The sequence below is a fragment of the Microbulbifer sp. CNSA002 genome, assembly GCF_047324085.1.
Classification (GTDB): domain Bacteria; phylum Pseudomonadota; class Gammaproteobacteria; order Pseudomonadales; family Cellvibrionaceae; genus Microbulbifer.
The window spans coordinates 2293636-2312276 of record NZ_CP172449.1 but is presented as its reverse complement, the minus strand read 5'-3'; the positions used below and the strand labels follow the sequence as shown (position 1 = coordinate 2312276).

Here is an 18641-nt window from a genome sequence, read left to right as displayed (position 1 = left end):
CTTGATATAGTTTGTAAATTTTAACGCTTGGCTTTGGGATTATATGAAGCATGTAGTAATGGTGTGACTAACAGTCACCTACTACATTCTTGTATATTTCCGCTTCTATTTCTTCGTTAATTTGAGAAAGTGGCAGTATCAGGGCTTTTAGCCTATCAGTGAATAGATAAAGATTATACTTATCTTTCTCAGCAGACTGTATACACTGCCAAGTAAAGGTAGATGAACATAAGCTATTGGATTCAGTAATTCCTGAATCGGATATTTCAAACTCCCACTCACCAAGAACGCTGCCTTTTTCATCTATCGCAACCGAAATATAAAGATACATATATATCTGCTGCCAAATGTTAACAAGAATAAACCAGATCCCAAATGCTACAAGCGCTCGGTTAAGGTGCTCATAATTATTCCAAGCATCATGTTCATATACTGAATATATCTCCATACCAAAGAATACAAGGAGGAACCAATATAAGAAATTAAATAGGGTTAACTTCCATTTCATTTTTGGTGCTACATGGATTTTAGCTATAGCAAATTTATTGAAACGACGAAAATCATTCTTGTCTAAGGTAATCGCGAACTTCATGCTTTCCATAAAATTAAAAGATAATCCAATACAACATCTATATATCACGTTTCTCTATAGTTCCAAAGCCCGTTACCCCAAACAGTCAGAGAGAAGGCTTGGATACCTACCCAAACAGGGAAAGTTGAAATAGTCAACTCAATTGATACTTAAAATCGGCTAGTGAGCTATAATCAACTCCAAGGCGTGATTCCTAAGTTTTTAGGGGACTAGTAGCAACATCTTGCCCCACTCCCTTAACTAGCTTCCTCACCAGGGAACGCCGTTCACAACTTGATCCAAAAGCTAGGAACTGGCGAAAGCCTAAGAGTCAGGACGAGCGTATCAATTACAGCACAAGAAGTGAAGATAGGCATTCACGCCCAATAGTCCTTTCTCGTCTATCGTGAGAAAATCTATATACGCTTCATAAGCCAGTTATGGAGGGATTTGAGATACATGCCCTCCATGAAAAGAGCCTCCAGCCTCCGCCACCCTCAAGGTGAATACTATCGCAAACCCAAAGCACTTTTTCTTTTAGATGGAAGCAATTTAGTCCCAACGGGATAAAAGAGCACTCCCCTTGAATTGAAAAATTCACAAAATGACACCGTGGAGGGGCCTAGTCACTTGTTAAATTCCATTTTGTCCATGCTCGCTATACCTCTCAAGCCAGCCATCCTCAGAATAGAGTTCACCACTCAAACCATCTGACTGATTGGCTGCAATTTGGCCATTTACTGCAATGCTAATACCTTCTTTCTCTTCTTCGATAGCAAATAGGAAACCATGAATTCCAGAATTTACACATTCTGTAAGTAGCTTTCTTATTACTATTTTTTGTTCTTCAGTGAACTCACTAAGCTTTGATATTAGCTCCTTTAACTCTGGAGATTTGAGATTTCCTGCCTCTAAGTCAAGATATCGATTTAATGATCTATCCCATTACTCTTGAGAGATAATCTTTCCAAATTTTTCTAAATTATTCATAAATCTCTTAAAGACATTCCACTCTCCTCTAAACAGCACTCAGAACCTGTACTGGCAATCTCAGTCGAGAACGTAGCTTTTTAGGCCGACAAAGATTTAAGCAAGTCGGCAACACAAGCTATCGATAACTCGCTATTAATAAAATCAAGCAGGCAATAAAAATAGGGAAGAATAGCAAACCAAAAATTGCCGAACACCTGAAATTTTCTATCCTTTGCTCATCCATTGCTTCAATTTCTTCGCTGCTGAAATCAGTACTGCAAATATAGCAATCAAATCTACGCTCCTCGTGTGCAGCTCGACAGTGAGGGCAACTCGCAGTCCGTTTTTCATACAGCCATTGGACTTGATCCAGTAAATGAAACATAAGCTGAATCCCAGTATTTAAACACTATAAGTGATAGCAGTTTGTTCAATAGCACAATCTAAATATCACACTTTCCCATAACTTAAAAGTTAGTCAGCCCGATGGCTCCCAGAAGTTAGCAAATAGAGGGATTCCCAAGCCTCTTGCAGCTTGGCATTTGCTTTTTCCTATTCTGCGACCCCGTACCCCATTCCTCCATCAAACTTAACTTATCAGTCTTTCCCAATGGGAATACTCACCTACGCTCAAATCTCAATAGGAAACAAATAGCTTGATCCCAAAGAGCACTACCGGCGCACGTCTAACAGTTTGCGAGCATGCCTCAGTCAAGACAATAGAGATGAAAAGAAGTCACGTTGGGCATTGGCATCCCCAAACCCCTCCGCGTCCAAAGAAAAGAGATCTATGTCCATATCAGAATCGACCAAATATTAGACAATTGGACGTTAAAGGCAAGTTCCCCAAGAGAGGAGGCCCTAGCCAAACCCTCTCTGGTGAAATTAAACTTTGCTTGGTAACAAGATACGATTATCTGTACAAAAACTGCACAGCCTTGTCAGTCATGCATTAATGCTTACTCAGGCATTACTTTTGTATAAACCTGGAGCATCGATTGAACTAGGTTTGATGTTAATTCCTTTGATTAATAACCATAGCCCAAATGTGATTTCAAAAAACGCGCCTGGAAGCATGAAGTGTTTCAATATCTGGGGCGGCTCGAGTAACAAAATATTTGAAAACCCATAAACCACCATCGACATATACGTGAAAGCCCCCCAAAGTACTAACCACCTAGGCACGTAATTTGAAACGTAAAATAAGTACATGAAAATAGTCGCGCCTATGCCCATTATGATTAAAAGAACATCCCACATCGAACCACTCATATTCACAAATATTCTCGCTAACGCATGTAGCTGCTCTTCTTGAAATACATTCGAATATTCCTGGTTTCTTAAAACTACTATAACCGTCAATGTAATAATTGTTGCTACAAAGCCAAGAAGCCCTTCTCCAAACCTGAAAAGCAATGCCAAAAAAGCAACATTTTTGTTAATTGTTTTTGTAACCAAATACTGCGCCCAAGATGCCCAAATAACGGCTATAAACATAACTATATCTATAATCTGAGCGAACCTGAACCTCACTTCAGTCTCAGCAAAAGCCGCAAAATCATATATTCCTTTCTTGACAAGTAATGAATTGAGCATCCCTAAAACGATATAAATTAAGTATGCGGCACCTAAGTGCTTCGCATATAAGCTAAGTGATGATTGTGTATTATCCATCAGTAATTATCCTTTGGCTCTCGCATACGACGAAAGTCCTAATCTTTATTTCAGGTGCGAAGCAGGCGCCGCCTGAATATAGTTGTTAGAGTTCTTGCTGCAGTGTGCCAATACTGCTTAAAAATGACGTTAGCTGAGTTGCGGAATCCTTTAATGACTCGGCTACGGCAGCGATCTCTGCCTTCTTTATGGTTTCATTGAAATTAGTATCACCGAGTTCTTTGCGGGCAGAGAACTCATTACTTGACACAACCGTAAATGGCACTATACCTGACCGAACATCAAGTAAGACTACTTCCACTGAACAGTATGCCTTTGTTTCATTCGGATCAACAAACTTATACTTCTCAAAAGTACGGCAACTTGAACGGTAGGCTAATAGTAAATCAGCTTGGTAGCGTGCAGCAGCTTCTCGAAGATAAGGCACTGTACGTTGCTCTGGAACGAGCATGCTTGGTAAGAATGAAGCGTCGTAAACCCTTTCAGACTCTCTCAACTGCCCTACAAAGTCCCTAGCAATAGTTTCATTTAGTTGCGTAAAATCATTAGAGTAATGGCGCCAGTAGCTATCATTGGACAACTTGAGTATTGCAATTCTATTTTGTGCAGGAAGCTTTAACTCATAGTTGAGGATGCGGTCTATGTCTATATCCCCTAACGATTCACCAGTGGAGCCAAATAGAGGCTCATTATTCGCTTCATTACCCCCAGCCTTATAGTAATCGCTTGGTCGATGAGATGTAGCTACAGTAGCGCAACCTGTAACAAGTATCGCAATTATAACTATCAAGTACTTTGTCATTTGTAATCCTTAGGTGGCAATTATTAACTCTTAATAGTTAATTCAAGTACAGCATCTATATATCACGCTTCTCTAGAATTCCAAAGCTAGTCCAGTGAGATAAAATCAAGAGGAGCAAAGAATAGCCTTTAACTGGTACAAATGTTCAATACAAAATACAGATTGAGACATCCATAATCCTGAGACCGCCCTACTTTATATCTTATGATGACGCTCCACGAGTTATGGAAAGACTCGTCCTATCCAAGAAACAACGGTAGCTGCGCTTATATTCTGATGATAAAATCACCTAAAAGACGTCTTTTAGCACTTCAAATATGAATTCCTTTCCTATTCCGTAACCAAGAATCACCTACTAAACCACCCCATTAAGATTATCTCATATACCAGATTTGGAGGCTGCTATTCAGTAAACCCGATATCAGAAAAAAATAATAGAACTACAATCTATCGTTTTATAATTTTATTAAACACTTACAGAAAAGCTGCTCTTTTTCTCATCTCGTGACTGCCGTTAGATTTGGTTAAGTCAATTATGGCGAGCATATCTTCTCCATCATCATCCATTCCGACCTCAACAAAGCCGAAACTAGAATAAAAAACTTTTGCAACGGGATTATTAGAGTTATAACAAATTTCAATCTCTTGAAGTCCCGGGACGTCCCGAATTTCTCCTAAAGCAAGATCCAGAGCTATGCGACCAATACCTTTTTGTTGGTAATTTTGATCAATCATAAACCGCCAGATTGAGATTTTTTCTAAGCTTTCTTGTACCCACATTAGAAATCCAACGGCTTCATTGTCTAAGTAAATAGCACGAGTTTCATAGCCTTCGTTAAACATCGATTCAACTAGTGACCACATATTGCAGGCAATGTAATCTTCTTGATCCGATGCAACATCAAGATCACATACTGCTTCATAATTCTGTTTGGTAATCTGACGAAGTGATACTTCCATGGTCTAACCTTAAAGATCTAATAATCAATCGACAAGTAACACCTATATATCACACTTCTCTATATTTCCTAAGCTTATCAGCCTGATCGGAAAAAAAGAGACAAATGATAAAGAAGCTACCGCTAGGTGGCACTAATAATCAAAGTAAGATGTAAAGCAGCGTCTATTGAATTTTGATATTCATATCGTAGCGTAATCAACGAAACAGCTTTTACCCATATTTTTGAGGTATTTTAGCCCCCCTCTAATCCACACCGGTAAACCCAGCTACTCCGTTTCCAAAAGCCGCCTTCCAAGCTTGTCTTTCAAAGATTCTGTACCCATAGATTGCATATCAGTAAAAAAATATGCTGACCTAAGAGATCCGAACTCACGAAATCTAAGATTTGGAATCAATCTGTCAATCAAAGTACTATTGGTGGATGGATGCCAATTAAAGATAGGCATCCACGCTTCACCACCGTCATCAAACGGATAGAATCTTACTGCACATATAAATGAAGTATTAAGGGAACAGCCTCACCAAAGGAGGCCTAGTGCAGCTTTTTCTTAAGAGGTTTAACTTTATGCGATAACAAGTAACAACGAGCTTCGATTATTTCGCTCTCGCACAGATCAGATCCGCCAAAGCCTCATCTGAATTTGCTTGCTGGAGAGTCACTCCCGCATGTATAAAGCTTCAATAGTACTTTCCCCCAAAGAGTTAGCCTTAACTATATAGCCAGTTAGTGCCCCTGATGCATCGCTTGGTAAATCTAGTTTCTTTGATAGCGCAAAAACGGTAAACTGATACCGATGCGCACCATGCCCTTTCGGTGGGCAAGCACCACCATAACCTCTTACTCCATAATCATTTACTATTTGTACACTACCTTGTGGAGTGCGATTTTTTTCTGAGTTTCCTGCGCCAGCTTCCAGTGAACTTATATTTTTGGGAATATTTACAATTTGCCAATGCCACCAACCACTGCCTGTTGGTGCATCAGGATCATATGCAAAAACAGCAAAAGCTTCTGTCCCCTTTGGGGCATTTGCCCAAGATAATTGGGGTGAAATATTATTACCAGTGCAACCGAACCCCTGGAACTCATGCTCTTTACTCATATACTTTCCAGTATCTATATCATTACTCGAGAGCAAAAATGATTCTGCAGAGGCTACGCCGGATATAAGCACTGTAAAGACGGCACATTTAATTTTACTAATTAGGCTAAACATATTTACTCCAAACATATTAAAAATGATTACTTATCATAGGAGCATTATGTTCAGAGTAATATATCAAAAACAGGCAAACTTTCGCCTCAAACGTTCACTCGTGTTTTTCTCAGCTCTATAGGAGTTATACCAAAAGATCTTTTAAACTTATCTGAAAATCTAGACTGGGATTTATAGCCACATCTTTCTGATATACGGCCTACTGGCTCAAAAGTCGTTTGAAGTAAGTGCAACCCCAATCCAAGCCTGATGTCATCTATAATGACTTTAATGCTCGTACCTTCGCTATTTAACTTTCTTCTTAATGTTGACTCACTCATTGACAATTTTGAAGCCAACATATCCACTCTTAAGTCCGCAGCTGGGTTTTCACTGATAATTTTATATAATTTTTGGCTTACACTTGTCGATTCAAAAACAGAAGCTACTTCCTGGTATCCCAAATGGAGTAGTGTTTGTAATATTTCCTGTCTTCGAATATGCCATAGATCAAAAGGAACGGAAGAACTCCACTCCATAAACTGATGAAGGGCTAACTCTAAAGTAGAATCTATATCTCCCGTAAAATATTTTTCTTCTTTGTTTCTTGCAAGCGTTAATCTATCGAAATCATTGTATTCAAACTCAATAAGCAATGCGAAGTATTCTGAATCACCTGGGATATTTCGCATATCAATTTTAGGGCTATTAGATAAAAATATAAACTCCCCTGTTGAGCAACTCTTTTGCCTGTCACCACCCAGCTCTTTGCATCCATCAAGCACACATATCAAGGTCGGATTAACAATAGGAACACTGAAAATATTTTGTTCTCTATGTGAGGAATATACTGAAAAAGGTAAGTTCTTACTCTCCTTTAGTATCTGCTTTGCTAATTGCTTAAGTTCATGCATAAGTTGATTGAGCGCCTAATAGTAAATTCAAAAGCAGAGTTTATATAGCACGATTATCAACAATTACAAAATATGCCTGCCCAATCGCACACAATAAAATCGCCCGGATCACGACCATCAAAAACGCCTTAGTAGCGATTTCGAAATGGGACCTCCCTATTCTCCGCTTACTATCTTCCAGGTACACCTATTGCATACGTACCAAGCTTGCCTGTCAAAGCAAGATCAATTGTATGCTGGAGCAGCATCCGGTATCGAATACTTTGGTACAAAGCAGCGAACTAGTAAAAGCTGAAGAGTCGGCACAAATGTATCTGTCATAGAGCAGAAAGTGAATAGAAATCAAGTAATAGTATACAACCACGCCGCACAATTCCCTGCTGGTCCAAAGTGAAGATATCTGCGAATGTACCAAATGAGACCAAATAATAGCTAACACGAGGCATCTGTGAACAGATGTCATATATAAGGATGTAGTCGAGACCAGGCTAGAGACTAAGTATTGCTAGACACAACTGTCCAGGTACAGGATCCCCTTTCTATCAGTAGAAAAGATTAAATAGCTCACTCCAGCCTCAAAATCATATTTACAAGAGCAAATATTACCAGAAGTAACTAGCTTCTTACCTGCGATTTTTCCCTTTATTGACTCTTCAACATCGAACAAAGTGACTACTTCTAAAACATGTCCGCCCTTACCACTACCCTCAACGATTACTTCTTTTCCAATACTCTCAGCGCTACCTATAAAAATTATTCTGCTTCTATCAACAACAAACTCTATTTCAGAAGTACCTCTTTCACGTGAAACTGCCTTGTCATGGAATGATGTCCAACAACTCGTAGAATAGGCATCAAGTGAAATTGCCAAAGCGAATAAAGCTAGTATATATTTTATGTATTATTACTTTAACCTTAAGTAAGCTGTATGACTGACGTTAGCAACAATAAACTAAAAGGATTACTCATAAAATTTACCACGTTTGAGAAATATATTTAAAGCATGCTTTGACTCAAATAGCAGATCACACCACTCTTGAGAGGACCGTTTCGAATCTGGCTGAACTCTCTCCCAGAATTTATTTACAGCTAATAAAGATTCAATTTCTTCTCTCACAAATACCGCTTTATCAAATTGAATTATTGAATTAGCATCAAACCAATCACTCCAGAACTCAAGGTTAGCGATTGCAACATCAAATCTAAATTCATCTGAGAAAAGTTCTAGAACCTCTATGATCCTATTCCTAACTCTTTTCTCTATACAATTCTTCTCTTCAGGCTTCATATTTGAGATATCTTATTCTCGCCTTATGCATAACGTCGCGCTAAACGACAGAAGTTAAGCCGACTTGAACTCCTTTTTATATTTTAGTACTCATTAAGTATTCTGGGTGACCAGTATGCTCATCTCTTTGTTCTTTTACTACTTTAAATTCTTGAGACAAGTAAAACTGATAGCTAGAAGCGTTCTCTTTGTAAACAGAAAGTATCAGCCTATCTCTTTTTGACTTTGCATGGTTAAGGAGCTGTTTGCCTATTCCTCTTCCCTGTAGAGAGGGAGAAACAAATATAGCTGCAAGCGTATCCCCACTAAGTGAGTAAAAGCCTACTGCTTTACTTTCCACCTCATAGACATATGTCTCTGATGAAGGAATGTAAACATCTCTCATATCACTTAACTGTGACTCCCAGAAATCTGAAGGCATGAAATCATGAGCTTGAATAGAAGCTTGCAACCAAATGTCCAATATAGTAGGCAGATCGTTACGGTTATATAACCTAATCATTTTGATAAATTCGCAGTAAATTCGAAAATATTGCTTTTATTTCAACAACAATCTCAGCAAGGATAGTCGCATGAGTGAGCTTTCTATTTAACAACGCTCTTTAAATAGCCCTGCCATCCAGTGATTTGTAAAAATGCATAATAGCCCCTGAGGGGCACTTCGCAAAATTGATGAGTTTGTATTTTGATGAAATTTCACCGCTTTCGAACAGTCGCTTCCCTTCTCCAACAACTACTGGAAACGTCCAAAGCCTAAGCTCATCTACCAAGTTATGCTTTAGAAGTGACTGCACCAACTGCCAACTTCCATGAACTTGTAGTAAAGGCCCATTCATTTTCTTAATTTTGGTTATCTCGACGACCGCATCTGCCCCCTTTAGCTTGAATGAATTATTCCATGTGAGATCATCACTACCTGATGTTACAACATACTTTTTTGCTTGATTAAGTTTGTCTGCAGCTGGATTTCCAGGTTTGGCATTTGAAAAACTTGTGGCAAATAAATTGTACGTATTACGTCCTAATAGCAGATCATAAGGTTCCGCCATGGCCTCCCTTCCGACTTGCTCCATAACTTCATCCCAATAATCCTTGGCCCAGCCTCCATGACTAAAGCCACCTGAAAAATCTTCCTCAGGCAAACTCGGTGCTTGCATTACTCCGTCAAGTGTTTGAAATACTAATATGGCTAAGTTTCTCATTGGTTGATTCTCGCGAAAGAGATGAATAATTTGTGCCGAATAACGCCAATCTCAGCTATATAGGCACGAATATGCCGGAAGCGAGTATAGCGCTGGATTATAAAACCACTTCCAACTTGAAAAAGAAACACGGCAAGCATTTACCATACATGAGTTCAATAGCGACATGAATCACAAACACAAGTAGTAACGCAGCGATAGCTTACCTTATTCAGCTAATGCCTTAAGCCAGAGTACATTTATGCAGCGCCTTGCTTTTGCTTATTAGGCCAGTTCTTTGAAAGGAAGCGAAATACAAATACTGCACCTATAAAATTGATTATACTAGCAATAAAAATACCAATCTCATCGTCTACGCTCTCAGAACAGTTCTCGAAGCAACCTCCATATGAAAATGCGAGCAAAGCAGAACAAGCGGCAATTGTGATACTTAAATAAACACCAACCGAAAAACGGGCGAATTTAGAGAATTTTGACAATCCCTTCAGTCCTATCGGAGCAAAAAGCGTAGCTAACAGCAACGCTCCTAAAGACGGGAAATATATATACGAAATTATGTGGTCTAGAAATTCCTTATTCATGCGGTCCTCTTACAACTATTAACTAAAAAGCAGTATCTATATACCATGCCTACCTATAATTCTAAAGCTTCTCGTCCCTACAGTAAAAAGAGCGATAGATAAAGGAATCGTATTAAGTTGGCACCTATGTTTACCAACAAAAAACTATTCCTCTCCAATTTTTACACATGCCCACTCTTTACTTTGAGAGTCAACAAGTAAGATACATATCTTTCTTAAGGAGCTAAAGCAGACCTCCCCTATGGATGTTAAAATTAAGTAAGAACAAGTTATGTGTACCACTCAGCCGTACTAACTTGGAAAGAGGCTGGAATTAAAAACCACAAAATGGAGGAATCCATATCAACCGACTGTTAACCAAGCTTCAGAAACACAAACCCTTATGATTTCCTACCTGAGGTTCGCACGATCTCATCGCTTCCATCAATCCAGTTCAGCATACCATTAATCGAGAGGAACAATGAAAACTCCACTTCTATTTCTTCACTATAAATGACAGCCCCCTAACCCAATGTATGGTATATAAAATAGAAAGTAAATATTATAAATGCAAGAGAAGCATCAACTACTTTTAGTTCTAACCGACTCTCTTCCCAGGTAACTTTTTAACCAAAAAATTTAAAAGGAATTGAGTTTTATATTGTATTTTAAATACGACAACTGATGAGAAAATTGCTACCAAAATGGCACCTAGTATATCTAAAGGATAGTGAATACCAACAAAAACTCTGGATAAGCCACTAACAACACTCAACAGGCACAAAACAGCACCGATTACCCTAGTTGATTTGTTAAATAGAAGCACTATAGCTATCGAAAAAATAAACGTAGTATGGTCTGAAGGAAATGAAGAGTCCGGCGCATGTTCTACTAATTGCGTACCGAGATTATTCACAAATGGACGAGAATGATAATAAAAAATAGAAATAATATAGCTCATTAACATACCGAGTAACACAGACAACCCGCAATTCAGGCTGGACCTTTTTCTTTCTATACTTGGATCAAACCATAGATAGAGCATCACGAGCATAAAAATATAAGGCATGACCTCTGCTGCAGCTATTAAAACAGTATCTAAAATTGCACTTTTTCCTGCAAATTGATTAATAAGAACAAAAGTTGTTTCGTTGAATTTTTCCATTTAACAACCTCTGAACTCCTTCAAAATCTTAATATCAAGCCTTTATCCAGGCGAAACAATGTGTACCCAGCATGGTACAAACGGTAGTTTTTGGGCTGGAATTCATTAGTGTATGTAGCCAGCTGCTTTTATACTTGGAAGACATAGTACTGTAACAGACTTTAGTCTTTGTAGTGCTCTAGTTGCTCAATAGATTCAATCCATCCCTTATCATAGTTCAGGATTCGACATACACCATAATTCCCCCAAACAGGAAGAATATAATTAACACTAATGTTTTAAATTGGAAGCTCATTACTCATATCTATTTACCCTCAAGGTAGCAGTGTAGAGAATTTTCTACTTTTACTTATCAAGCGCTATTCTTTAACAATTTAGCACTGGAACATATGTACTTTCGCTGACTTTAAATTCGATTGGCGGGATTGTAACTTCTTCACCATTTACAAATAGAGGCGGCAGTTTTACCGTAAAATACTCCAGATTTTCAGGAGATATTACTACCTCGGGTCCCCAGAACCCATAAGACTCATCAGATGGTATTTGGTATAGCTGTTGAAAAAATGGCAGCTCAACTTGAGATTCACTACCATCAAGAAAAATGATAGTAGCTACAGCACTTGAGAATGAGATCTCGATATGTTGGGATTTGCGTTCGGCGATTAAGCTCTCTTTAGTCTTCTTTTCTTGCTCTGAGGGAAATAATGACCAAGTGCCATTTGGCTCAGGATGTCTATACAAGACAGGCCTTACATAGGCAATTAACTTTGTACCTTCTGGGTGGCGCTTTGTAGGTTGTTTGGCCAAGACTCTAAATATCAGCCAATCGTAATCAGGAAGACTGAACTCTAGTACTTTTTCAGCCCCATAACATGCCGGGTTTTCGGTGCTGTGCCATCCTATTGGAGCACTCGGTTTTAAGTATGGCCCGGTACTACAACCAGCTAAAATAAAAGCAGCACAAGAAAGTAGATTTATTCGCTTGATGCTCAAATACACTCCGATGTATAACAGTTAATCCATCAGAAACTTATATATCACGCTTTTATCTAGTTTCATAGCTCATTAGTCGAATTACACAAAAAGTTCTGAGAATTAAAAGCCCGCTGTAACTGATACGGATGTTCAAGTCAGACATTGGACAAGACCCGCTATAATTCTACCCTTTCCATTTTCTATATTTTTTAGAGATTCTAGTTTAGGTTAACGAGCTATTGAAATAGCTGCTATACGTAATAAAGTATAGCCACCAAAACCGCTTCCACTCTCCTCCCTCGGGTAATTAAGCACTTAATCCGCTGGCCCTTTCATATCATCTAATCCCGCGCCCACCTACTCCGCCCCAAAGAGCTAGTTTACCTACAAATTAGAACAAATTTCTCAGTCGCAGAACTGGAACTGAAAAGAAACCATACGTTGCTTCTGGAGAATTTTCTCGGAAAGCTATCAAATGAGCTGCGACGAAACAGCCATGAAGTTATCGGAAGGGTTCGCTTCAAGTCTACTTGAAATAGGTCTTAAAAAGTGATGCTCCACCAAAAGCACTTTAACCGATGGAGTTGTTTTTGATTAAAACACCTTGAGGTTTATGGTGTTGAATGTCAGCGAAACTCGCCGAGCGCTTGTGCTGCTAAATGTCCCTCTCAACCGACGGTTCTGCTGACATAGGCCATACCAGTCCAGTTCTTGTTACTAGGAGCAATAATACAAAAGACATCTCCAATGCGAGAAATATACCAATAGGGTGATTGGGAACCCCGCGTATCATTAGGTAAAACAAATAGCTCGTAGTAAGTAAATTACCCGCGAGAGTAACGTTGAGGGCATAGCGACGCTCTTGCCAAAGTGGTTTACAAAGCAGGAGGTTCAACACCGCCGTGCCGGCGAGCATCACACCGGGTAACATCAACATCAAACGACGGGCTAAACCAGTCCCATCGCTGGTTACCAAAGGCCAGATGGCAACAAAGTGGCCCTGGGCTCCAAGGAAGAGAAACAGCCCCAGAACCACAGTGCCACAGGCGGCAAGGCGATAAAGTGCATTGCGTTGCAAAGCGGGCTTTGATCTAGAAGCCAACATCACGCTCCCCCACGGTGGCCAGGCCACATTCGTAGGCGAATACGACTGCCTGCGCACGATCGCGCACCTCCAATTTTGACAGCAAACTGGAAACGTGGGTTTTCACGGTAGCAGGGCCAATAAATAGGGTCTCGGCAATCTCTGCATTACTCTTGCCTGCGGCGATGGCTTCCAGTACTTCACGCTCCCGGGTGGTCAGGCGCTCCAGACGTTTTGCCAGATTGCGACCAGTTCCCAATTTCTGTGCGAACTGGCTAATCAGGCGTTGGGTGATGCCCGGTGCAAGCATTGCACCGCCCTCTGCTACGGTGCGCACTGCCTGTACCAGCGCCTCTGGGGGAATATCCTTGAGCACAAAGCCACTGGCGCCAGCCCGCAGCGCACGAAACACGTATTCATCAGGATCGAACGTAGTCAAAATAATGACACGGCAAATTGCATCACTAGCTTCCAGGATGCGCGCTGTGGATTCCAGCCCATCCATCTCCGGCATACGAATATCCATTAAGATGATATCCGGCTGGTACACTCGCGCGGCTTCAATTGCCTCGAGGCCGGTACCGGCCTCGGCGACCACCTCGATATCGGGCTGGTTATCCAGAATCAGGGCAAAACCGCGTCGCACCAAAGCCTGGTCGTCCACTACCATCACTCGCAACATTATGTTTTCACCATTCCTGTAGGTAGTTGTGCATATACCTCAAAACCGCCACCATCGACTACCCTCGCATACAGATAGCCACCGAGCAGTTCCGCACGCTCGCGCATTCCCGCGATGCCGTGCCCACCGCCTGGCTGACCATCAATAGCTATTTCCCTCATGGGCCGCTCGCCGAGAGTATTTCCATCATCGCGCACTCGAATTGTGAGAGTGCCGTGGTCTGCGCGCACACTCACTTGCACCCGCACTGCGGCACCGACGTGCTTGATGGCGTTTGTGAGGGATTCTTGAACAATACGATAGGCGGCGAGCGCGACACTGGTTGGCACTTTCTCCAGTGCGCCGTTGGCCTCGTAGTCAACCTGGGTTAACACCTGTCGGACCTTTTCAATCAGATCTGGCAAATCGCCGAGTTCTGGTTGCGGAGTGAGCGCAGTCTCGTTATTAGTCGGTCGCAGTACACCGAGCAAATGACGCATTTCTGCCATGGCCTGACGGCCAGCCGCCTCTACAGAAGCCATAGCCTCATTGGCAGCTTGCGGGTTATTGCGGCTGATAGCTCTGGCGGCACCGGCCTGCACAGTCATAAGACTCACTTGGTGCGCCACCACATCATGCATCTCACGGGCGATTCGAGTGCGCTCGGCTACAACTGCGCGCTCAGATTCGGCATTGCGCTCGCGCTCCAAATACTTGGCCCTCTCTTCCAACAAGCGCAGATATTCGCCGCGAAAGCGCAGCCGGCGGCCGATATACCACAGCGCCCATACCAGCATCACTGTTACTGTGCCTGCTGCAGTTGGCTGAACCGGAATACCCTGGTCAAGCGCCACAAAAACCAGCGTCGCGAAAACGCCAAAAAAGCTGGCCCGGGTATTGGCCTCGTAACGACCTAGGCTATACAGCGAAATCGCCATAGCCACGATGCCATCTGCCGGCAAACCCAGCTCCAGCAATATTGTTGCGCCGAGAATAACGGCCTGTACCTGCCAAGGGTGGATGCGACGCCACAACAGAGCGAAGGAGCCAACGAATGCACACTGGAAAGCAACAACATCCCACAGGCTCTGCATGGATAGCACTTCGGGGGAGCCGTTGCGCGACCACATCAGAAGCGTCAGCAAGAACATAAGCAACGCAATAAACAAGTCGGTCAGGTGCGGCCATCGCTCAAACGGCCCACGTAAGGGCCGCCACATAGGGAGCTTGGGCAGTTCCGTGCTGGCATTGAGCGGATTCGGCGCAGGCGTACTTAGGGACGAAGATTTCATTTCCGCATGCTAAACCAGAGGCAACCAGCTGTCATGGGACTTTCGAGGGAGATGGATACGGCAAACTCTCCACCTTTTGGGGGAGTTCGATTCCTGCCTGCGGCCGATGTGCGTAGGTCTGAAAAAGCAGAACATGTCCGGCAAGCACATTCAGACCCAATGCGGACCATAATCGCCTGGAGAACCCCATGAACGACGCTGTACTCAGCCAAACACTACCGCGACCACTCGATACCCGGCGGGCAGTTAACCTGTCGGTAAAAACCTGGTTCTGCATCGCGGCTATCGGCCATGCGATCTTCTTCGCCTATATCCTGGCCGTCTTCTACCCACCCATTGCCGAATCAGGAGTGCACGGCTTGAAAGGGCTACATCTGCCGGCAGGCTTCCGCGAGGGAGATGTCTTAGGCAACCTGGCTTCGGTGAGCCACGTGCTATTGGCCGCGATTGTCATCGGCGGTGGTCCACTTCAGCTGATCCCTTCGGTGCGACGCCATGCCCCTAACTTCCACCGCTGGCTGGGACGCAGCTATCTGCTGACCGCTGTCATCGCCAGTATTGCGGGGCTCTACATGACCTGGACGCGGCACACCGTTGGCAACCTGGTGTCGCAGATCAGCATTACAATGGACGGCATACTGATTCTGTTATTTGCCTTTCTGGCAGTGCAGACTGCGATGGCCAGACGCATTGCTGAGCACCGCCGCTGGGCCTTGCGCCTTTTTATGGCAGCAAGTGCAGTGTGGTTTTTTCGTGTAGCCTTGATGGGCTGGGCAATGCTAACCGGCGGCTGGGGGATTGACTGGAAATCCTTTACCGGGCCTTTCCTATATGCACTGGGCTTCGGCCAATACCTGCTCCCACTGGCCATGCTGGAATGGTATTTTCACTGTCAAAAGCGTGGAGCCGCACAGGGTGCCCAGATTGCGTTTGTCAGTACATTAGTGCCGCTGACCGTGTTTATGACCATTGGTATTTTTGCCGCTACGATGGGAATGTGGCTACCACGGATCTAAGGCTACTTGGGTTGGTTATCGTGAACTTCTTATGCTGATTTGGCTTTAGAGGTTCACGACTTGGAAATCCCGTTGCTGAGCGAAGAGGTGAGTTAAACAAAGAACTAGAAACTAGAGCACTTAATTAATTTTGGCACTATGCATTTGTGTGATCCGAGGAGTTACCTCGTACTGACAGCTCGGCACCCACCTTCCCCTATTCTACACCCACAAGCTATTTTAGATGCCTGTTAGCCTGGCTCTCACTTCCATAAGTGCGAACCCTAAAAGATTAAGGCCTTTCCAATCGTTAGGATTTTCTGACGCAGAATCAGCAACCACCCGCATAGCGGGTGGTATGGTGAAAGCCCCCAGAGGGGGCTTGTTACAATCCCGCCAATTGCATCTGCTCTTGCCGGCGTTCTTCAACCTCTTGATTCTTGATGTACTCTCGAATCATCTGCTCATCAAGCCCTACTGTACTCACGCAGTAGCCCCGAGCCCAAAAACGTCTTCCTGTGAAATTTCTCTGTACATGCTTGTACTTCCGAAATATCCGGATCGCAGATTTCCCTTTCAGAAACCCAACCGTATTGGAAACACTTAACCTGGGAGGAATCATTAACAACATATGAATGTGATCCCTCATTGCGTACCCCTCGACCAACTCAATGCCTTTTTGACGACACAAGTCTCGGAATATTGCTCCAATCTCACGTCTCAATGCCCCAACTAACGCTTTCTTTCGATACTTGGGCACAAATACCACATGGTACCTGCAATAATGTTTCACGTGAGCTTGGCACTGCCAATCTCGCATATGGCCTCCTTAAAGAACTTGCCGGTTCATGGAGGCCATATTTTTACTCTGCACGCCGGAACGGCAGAGCCTTGTCAAGTCTCACCGCCAGAGGCGGTGGTTTACCCATGTATTAATTATCTTGGGCCAGACCAATGCCCCATATTTTATCTACTGGACTAGCCTCAACTAATACTCTGTCTTCTGTATTAAGCAAAAATTGCTTTAGCTCAGAATTTTGAGAGAACTTGGCCAGATTAGCATTTACTACAATCTCAAATCGTTTCTCATTCTATATTTCTTGCTGGAACCCAAGTACCCCGCGACCAATTGCCTTAGCCTCTCCAGGAGTGCCCGCAAGGAGAACTTTCTTGCATGCACTGTCATCACCAAATAACTTCGCCTTATGGTACATCATGTAATGCTCTGCAGTGATAAATCTATTTCCATCTTCTACGAACTTTGACTCATACCACTGACTAAAACAGCTCTTTGATACTTGGCTTCCTTTTTCCTGGTGCCCCCAGAAAAAGATATACTTCACCCTATTGCCTTGATTTACAAAATCAACAAGTTCATCTCTAGTTGTCATCTTCACATTTACTGCCATATGCTTAATGTAATACTGTTCTTAACTGTATTTTACCGAGCCACTCACAGAGTGAGCCAAAGTGTTGAACCCTATAGGAATTTAAGGTCGTGAAAACATTTGAATTCCAAGATCTAAATCTATTTATGTAACCCCATTGAGCCTTAATGACGACTCCACTAAGAGAGACCGTCATTAAGTTATTAAAAGCTAACGAGATTCTAATTGTTTTAGCTGAACGCGCTCAACATAGTCTTGATATGCAGGAATTGAAACCGCAGCTAAGATTCCAATTACAGGTATTACTACAAAGAAGAGTATAAGCACTAAAACTAATGCAGAACCTCCACTTTTATGCCCATATTTATCTAACCACTTCTCGTCAGACGTGCATAAGAACACAATTCCTTCGATAAAGGAGATTAGTCCTGGAATTCCCGTCCAGCAGAATAGAAGATAGAACAATCCCCACCACTGCCCTAGATAGAATCGATGAATACCAAAGCCACCTAAGAATATAGCCAGCAACCCTGCAGCCACTTTTCCTTTGCCGCCTACCTGCTGAGCCGCACCGCAACTTGGGCAAGAGGGTGCCGTTCTTGAAATCTGGGACCCGCAGTCTCTACAAAATACTAGGTTTCGTTCAAGCTCAGATGTGGGCTGTTCATAGATATTTCCGTCCACATTAATACTCCTTAATCTACTTCCAAAATATAACAGTTCACTCACAAGTAGCGACTATATATCACGGTTCCCTATAATTCTAAAGCCTACCAAACTGTCCTCCTCCACACCTCCAGTTTATTCAGTCCACAAGAACCAACTCCCCAGGCATTCTTCAAAGAATGAATACTCATATCCAGAGTTTCAGCGATAAACAACTAGATTTTTCTTCCTAAAAGCGAATGGCAATCAAGTCAAGATAGGCATTCATACCCTCA

Annotated in this window: 19 protein-coding genes and 1 pseudogene; 1 reads left to right on the top strand and 19 read right to left on the bottom strand. The window is 42.4% G+C overall.

Features of this window, described 5'->3' with window-relative positions:
* Positions 1-67: 67 nt before the first annotated feature.
* The 16 genes from ACG1BZ_RS10410 to ACG1BZ_RS10335 all read right to left on the bottom strand — a co-directional run bounded on the left by ACG1BZ_RS10410 (position 68) and on the right by ACG1BZ_RS10335 (position 15317).
* The gene (locus ACG1BZ_RS10410; RefSeq protein WP_413665571.1) at positions 68-592 is read right to left on the bottom strand and encodes a YcxB family protein; all 525 of its coding nucleotides are present in this window, start codon (positions 590-592) and stop codon (positions 68-70) included.
* A gap of 1914 nt (positions 593-2506) precedes the next feature.
* Positions 2507-3217, bottom strand: coding sequence for a DUF4386 domain-containing protein (locus tag ACG1BZ_RS10405; protein WP_413665570.1), 711 nt, complete (start codon positions 3215-3217; stop codon positions 2507-2509).
* A gap of 85 nt (positions 3218-3302) precedes the next feature.
* Positions 3303-4019, bottom strand: coding sequence for a hypothetical protein (locus ACG1BZ_RS10400; protein ID WP_413665569.1), 717 nt, complete (start codon positions 4017-4019; stop codon positions 3303-3305).
* Positions 4020-4493: 474 nt separating this feature from the next.
* A complete protein-coding gene (locus ACG1BZ_RS10395) occupies positions 4494-4979 on the bottom strand; it encodes a GNAT family N-acetyltransferase (protein ID WP_413665568.1) in 486 nt (161 codons plus the stop codon).
* A 657-nt stretch (positions 4980-5636) separates the two neighbouring features.
* Entirely contained in the window at positions 5637-6197 is a 561-nt protein-coding gene (locus tag ACG1BZ_RS10390; protein WP_413665567.1) for a YbhB/YbcL family Raf kinase inhibitor-like protein, read from the bottom strand.
* Positions 6198-6283: 86 nt separating this feature from the next.
* The gene (locus tag ACG1BZ_RS10385) at positions 6284-7090 is read right to left on the bottom strand and encodes a helix-turn-helix transcriptional regulator (protein ID WP_413665566.1); all 807 of its coding nucleotides are present in this window, start codon (positions 7088-7090) and stop codon (positions 6284-6286) included.
* Positions 7091-7595: 505 nt separating this feature from the next.
* Positions 7596-7961, bottom strand: coding sequence for a hypothetical protein (locus tag ACG1BZ_RS10380; protein WP_413665565.1), 366 nt, complete (start codon positions 7959-7961; stop codon positions 7596-7598).
* A gap of 90 nt (positions 7962-8051) precedes the next feature.
* Complete coding sequence (locus tag ACG1BZ_RS10375; protein WP_413665564.1) at positions 8052-8378, bottom strand: hypothetical protein; 327 nt, start codon at positions 8376-8378, stop codon at positions 8052-8054.
* A gap of 76 nt (positions 8379-8454) precedes the next feature.
* Positions 8455-8829: a GNAT family N-acetyltransferase gene (locus ACG1BZ_RS10370; protein WP_413665563.1), complete on the bottom strand. Its 375-nt coding sequence runs from the start codon at positions 8827-8829 to the stop codon at positions 8455-8457.
* A 151-nt stretch (positions 8830-8980) separates the two neighbouring features.
* A complete protein-coding gene (locus tag ACG1BZ_RS10365; RefSeq protein WP_413665562.1) occupies positions 8981-9580 on the bottom strand; it encodes a dihydrofolate reductase family protein in 600 nt (199 codons plus the stop codon).
* A 239-nt stretch (positions 9581-9819) separates the two neighbouring features.
* Positions 9820-10161, bottom strand: coding sequence for a hypothetical protein (locus tag ACG1BZ_RS10360; protein ID WP_413665561.1), 342 nt, complete (start codon positions 10159-10161; stop codon positions 9820-9822).
* A gap of 577 nt (positions 10162-10738) precedes the next feature.
* Positions 10739-11305 carry an undecaprenyl-diphosphatase gene (locus ACG1BZ_RS10355; protein WP_413665560.1) on the bottom strand — a complete coding sequence of 189 codons (567 nt, stop codon included), beginning with the start codon at positions 11303-11305 and terminating at the stop codon, positions 10739-10741.
* A gap of 366 nt (positions 11306-11671) precedes the next feature.
* Positions 11672-12298, bottom strand: a complete 627-nt coding sequence (locus tag ACG1BZ_RS10350; protein WP_413665559.1) for a hypothetical protein — start codon at positions 12296-12298, stop codon at positions 11672-11674.
* A gap of 637 nt (positions 12299-12935) precedes the next feature.
* Positions 12936-13385, bottom strand: a complete 450-nt coding sequence (locus ACG1BZ_RS10345) for a hypothetical protein (RefSeq protein ID WP_413665558.1) — start codon at positions 13383-13385, stop codon at positions 12936-12938.
* Positions 13372-14046, bottom strand: coding sequence for a response regulator (locus ACG1BZ_RS10340; protein ID WP_413665557.1), 675 nt, complete (start codon positions 14044-14046; stop codon positions 13372-13374). Before ACG1BZ_RS10340 ends, ACG1BZ_RS10345 begins: the two co-directional genes overlap by 14 nt.
* A complete protein-coding gene (locus ACG1BZ_RS10335; RefSeq protein ID WP_413665556.1) occupies positions 14046-15317 on the bottom strand; it encodes a sensor histidine kinase in 1272 nt (423 codons plus the stop codon). The genes ACG1BZ_RS10340 and ACG1BZ_RS10335 overlap by 1 nt, the downstream gene beginning before the upstream one ends.
* A 188-nt stretch (positions 15318-15505) precedes the next feature.
* Between ACG1BZ_RS10335 and ACG1BZ_RS10330 the strand changes: the two genes are divergently transcribed.
* Positions 15506-16333, top strand: a complete 828-nt coding sequence (locus ACG1BZ_RS10330; protein WP_413665555.1) for a DUF2306 domain-containing protein — start codon at positions 15506-15508, stop codon at positions 16331-16333.
* A 364-nt stretch (positions 16334-16697) separates the two neighbouring features.
* On the opposite strand, the gene tnpA is transcribed toward ACG1BZ_RS10330, so the two are convergent.
* From tnpA to ACG1BZ_RS10315, 3 genes and pseudogenes are all read right to left on the bottom strand, one after another.
* Positions 16698-17132 (bottom strand): IS200/IS605 family transposase, encoded by a 435-nt coding sequence (tnpA, locus tag ACG1BZ_RS10325; RefSeq protein WP_413662175.1) that lies wholly within the window; start codon positions 17130-17132, stop codon positions 16698-16700.
* 112 nt (positions 17133-17244) lie between these two features.
* A pseudogene (locus ACG1BZ_RS10320) lies at positions 17245-17655 on the bottom strand (NADAR family protein).
* Positions 17656-17910: 255 nt separating this feature from the next.
* A complete protein-coding gene (locus ACG1BZ_RS10315) occupies positions 17911-18384 on the bottom strand; it encodes an NINE protein (RefSeq protein ID WP_413665554.1) in 474 nt (157 codons plus the stop codon).
* Positions 18385-18641: the final 257 nt, after the last annotated feature.

Bases quoted from the DNA above. Each gene is read 5' to 3' on its own strand.
- ACG1BZ_RS10340 (WP_413665557.1), bottom strand. From the start codon at position 14,046: ATGTTGCGAGTGATGGTAGTGGACGACCAGGCTTTGGTGCGACGCGGT.
- ACG1BZ_RS10400 (WP_413665569.1), bottom strand. From the start codon at position 4,019: ATGACAAAGTACTTGATAGTTATAATTGCGATACTTGTTACAGGTTGC.
- ACG1BZ_RS10345 (WP_413665558.1), bottom strand. From the start codon at position 13,385: ATGTTGGCTTCTAGATCAAAGCCCGCTTTGCAACGCAATGCACTTTAT.
- ACG1BZ_RS10355 (WP_413665560.1), bottom strand. From the start codon at position 11,305: ATGGAAAAATTCAACGAAACAACTTTTGTTCTTATTAATCAATTTGCA.
- ACG1BZ_RS10390 (WP_413665567.1), bottom strand. From the start codon at position 6,197: ATGTTTAGCCTAATTAGTAAAATTAAATGTGCCGTCTTTACAGTGCTT.
- ACG1BZ_RS10360 (WP_413665561.1), bottom strand. From the start codon at position 10,161: ATGAATAAGGAATTTCTAGACCACATAATTTCGTATATATATTTCCCG.
- ACG1BZ_RS10410 (WP_413665571.1), bottom strand. From the start codon at position 592: ATGAAGTTCGCGATTACCTTAGACAAGAATGATTTTCGTCGTTTCAAT.
- ACG1BZ_RS10330 (WP_413665555.1), top strand. From the start codon at position 15,506: ATGAACGACGCTGTACTCAGCCAAACACTACCGCGACCACTCGATACC.
- ACG1BZ_RS10335 (WP_413665556.1), bottom strand. From the start codon at position 15,317: ATGAAATCTTCGTCCCTAAGTACGCCTGCGCCGAATCCGCTCAATGCC.
- ACG1BZ_RS10385 (WP_413665566.1), bottom strand. From the start codon at position 7,090: ATGCATGAACTTAAGCAATTAGCAAAGCAGATACTAAAGGAGAGTAAG.
- tnpA (WP_413662175.1), bottom strand. From the start codon at position 17,132: ATGCGAGATTGGCAGTGCCAAGCTCACGTGAAACATTATTGCAGGTAC.
- ACG1BZ_RS10365 (WP_413665562.1), bottom strand. From the start codon at position 9,580: ATGAGAAACTTAGCCATATTAGTATTTCAAACACTTGACGGAGTAATG.
- ACG1BZ_RS10405 (WP_413665570.1), bottom strand. From the start codon at position 3,217: ATGGATAATACACAATCATCACTTAGCTTATATGCGAAGCACTTAGGT.
- ACG1BZ_RS10395 (WP_413665568.1), bottom strand. From the start codon at position 4,979: ATGGAAGTATCACTTCGTCAGATTACCAAACAGAATTATGAAGCAGTA.
- ACG1BZ_RS10375 (WP_413665564.1), bottom strand. From the start codon at position 8,378: ATGAAGCCTGAAGAGAAGAATTGTATAGAGAAAAGAGTTAGGAATAGG.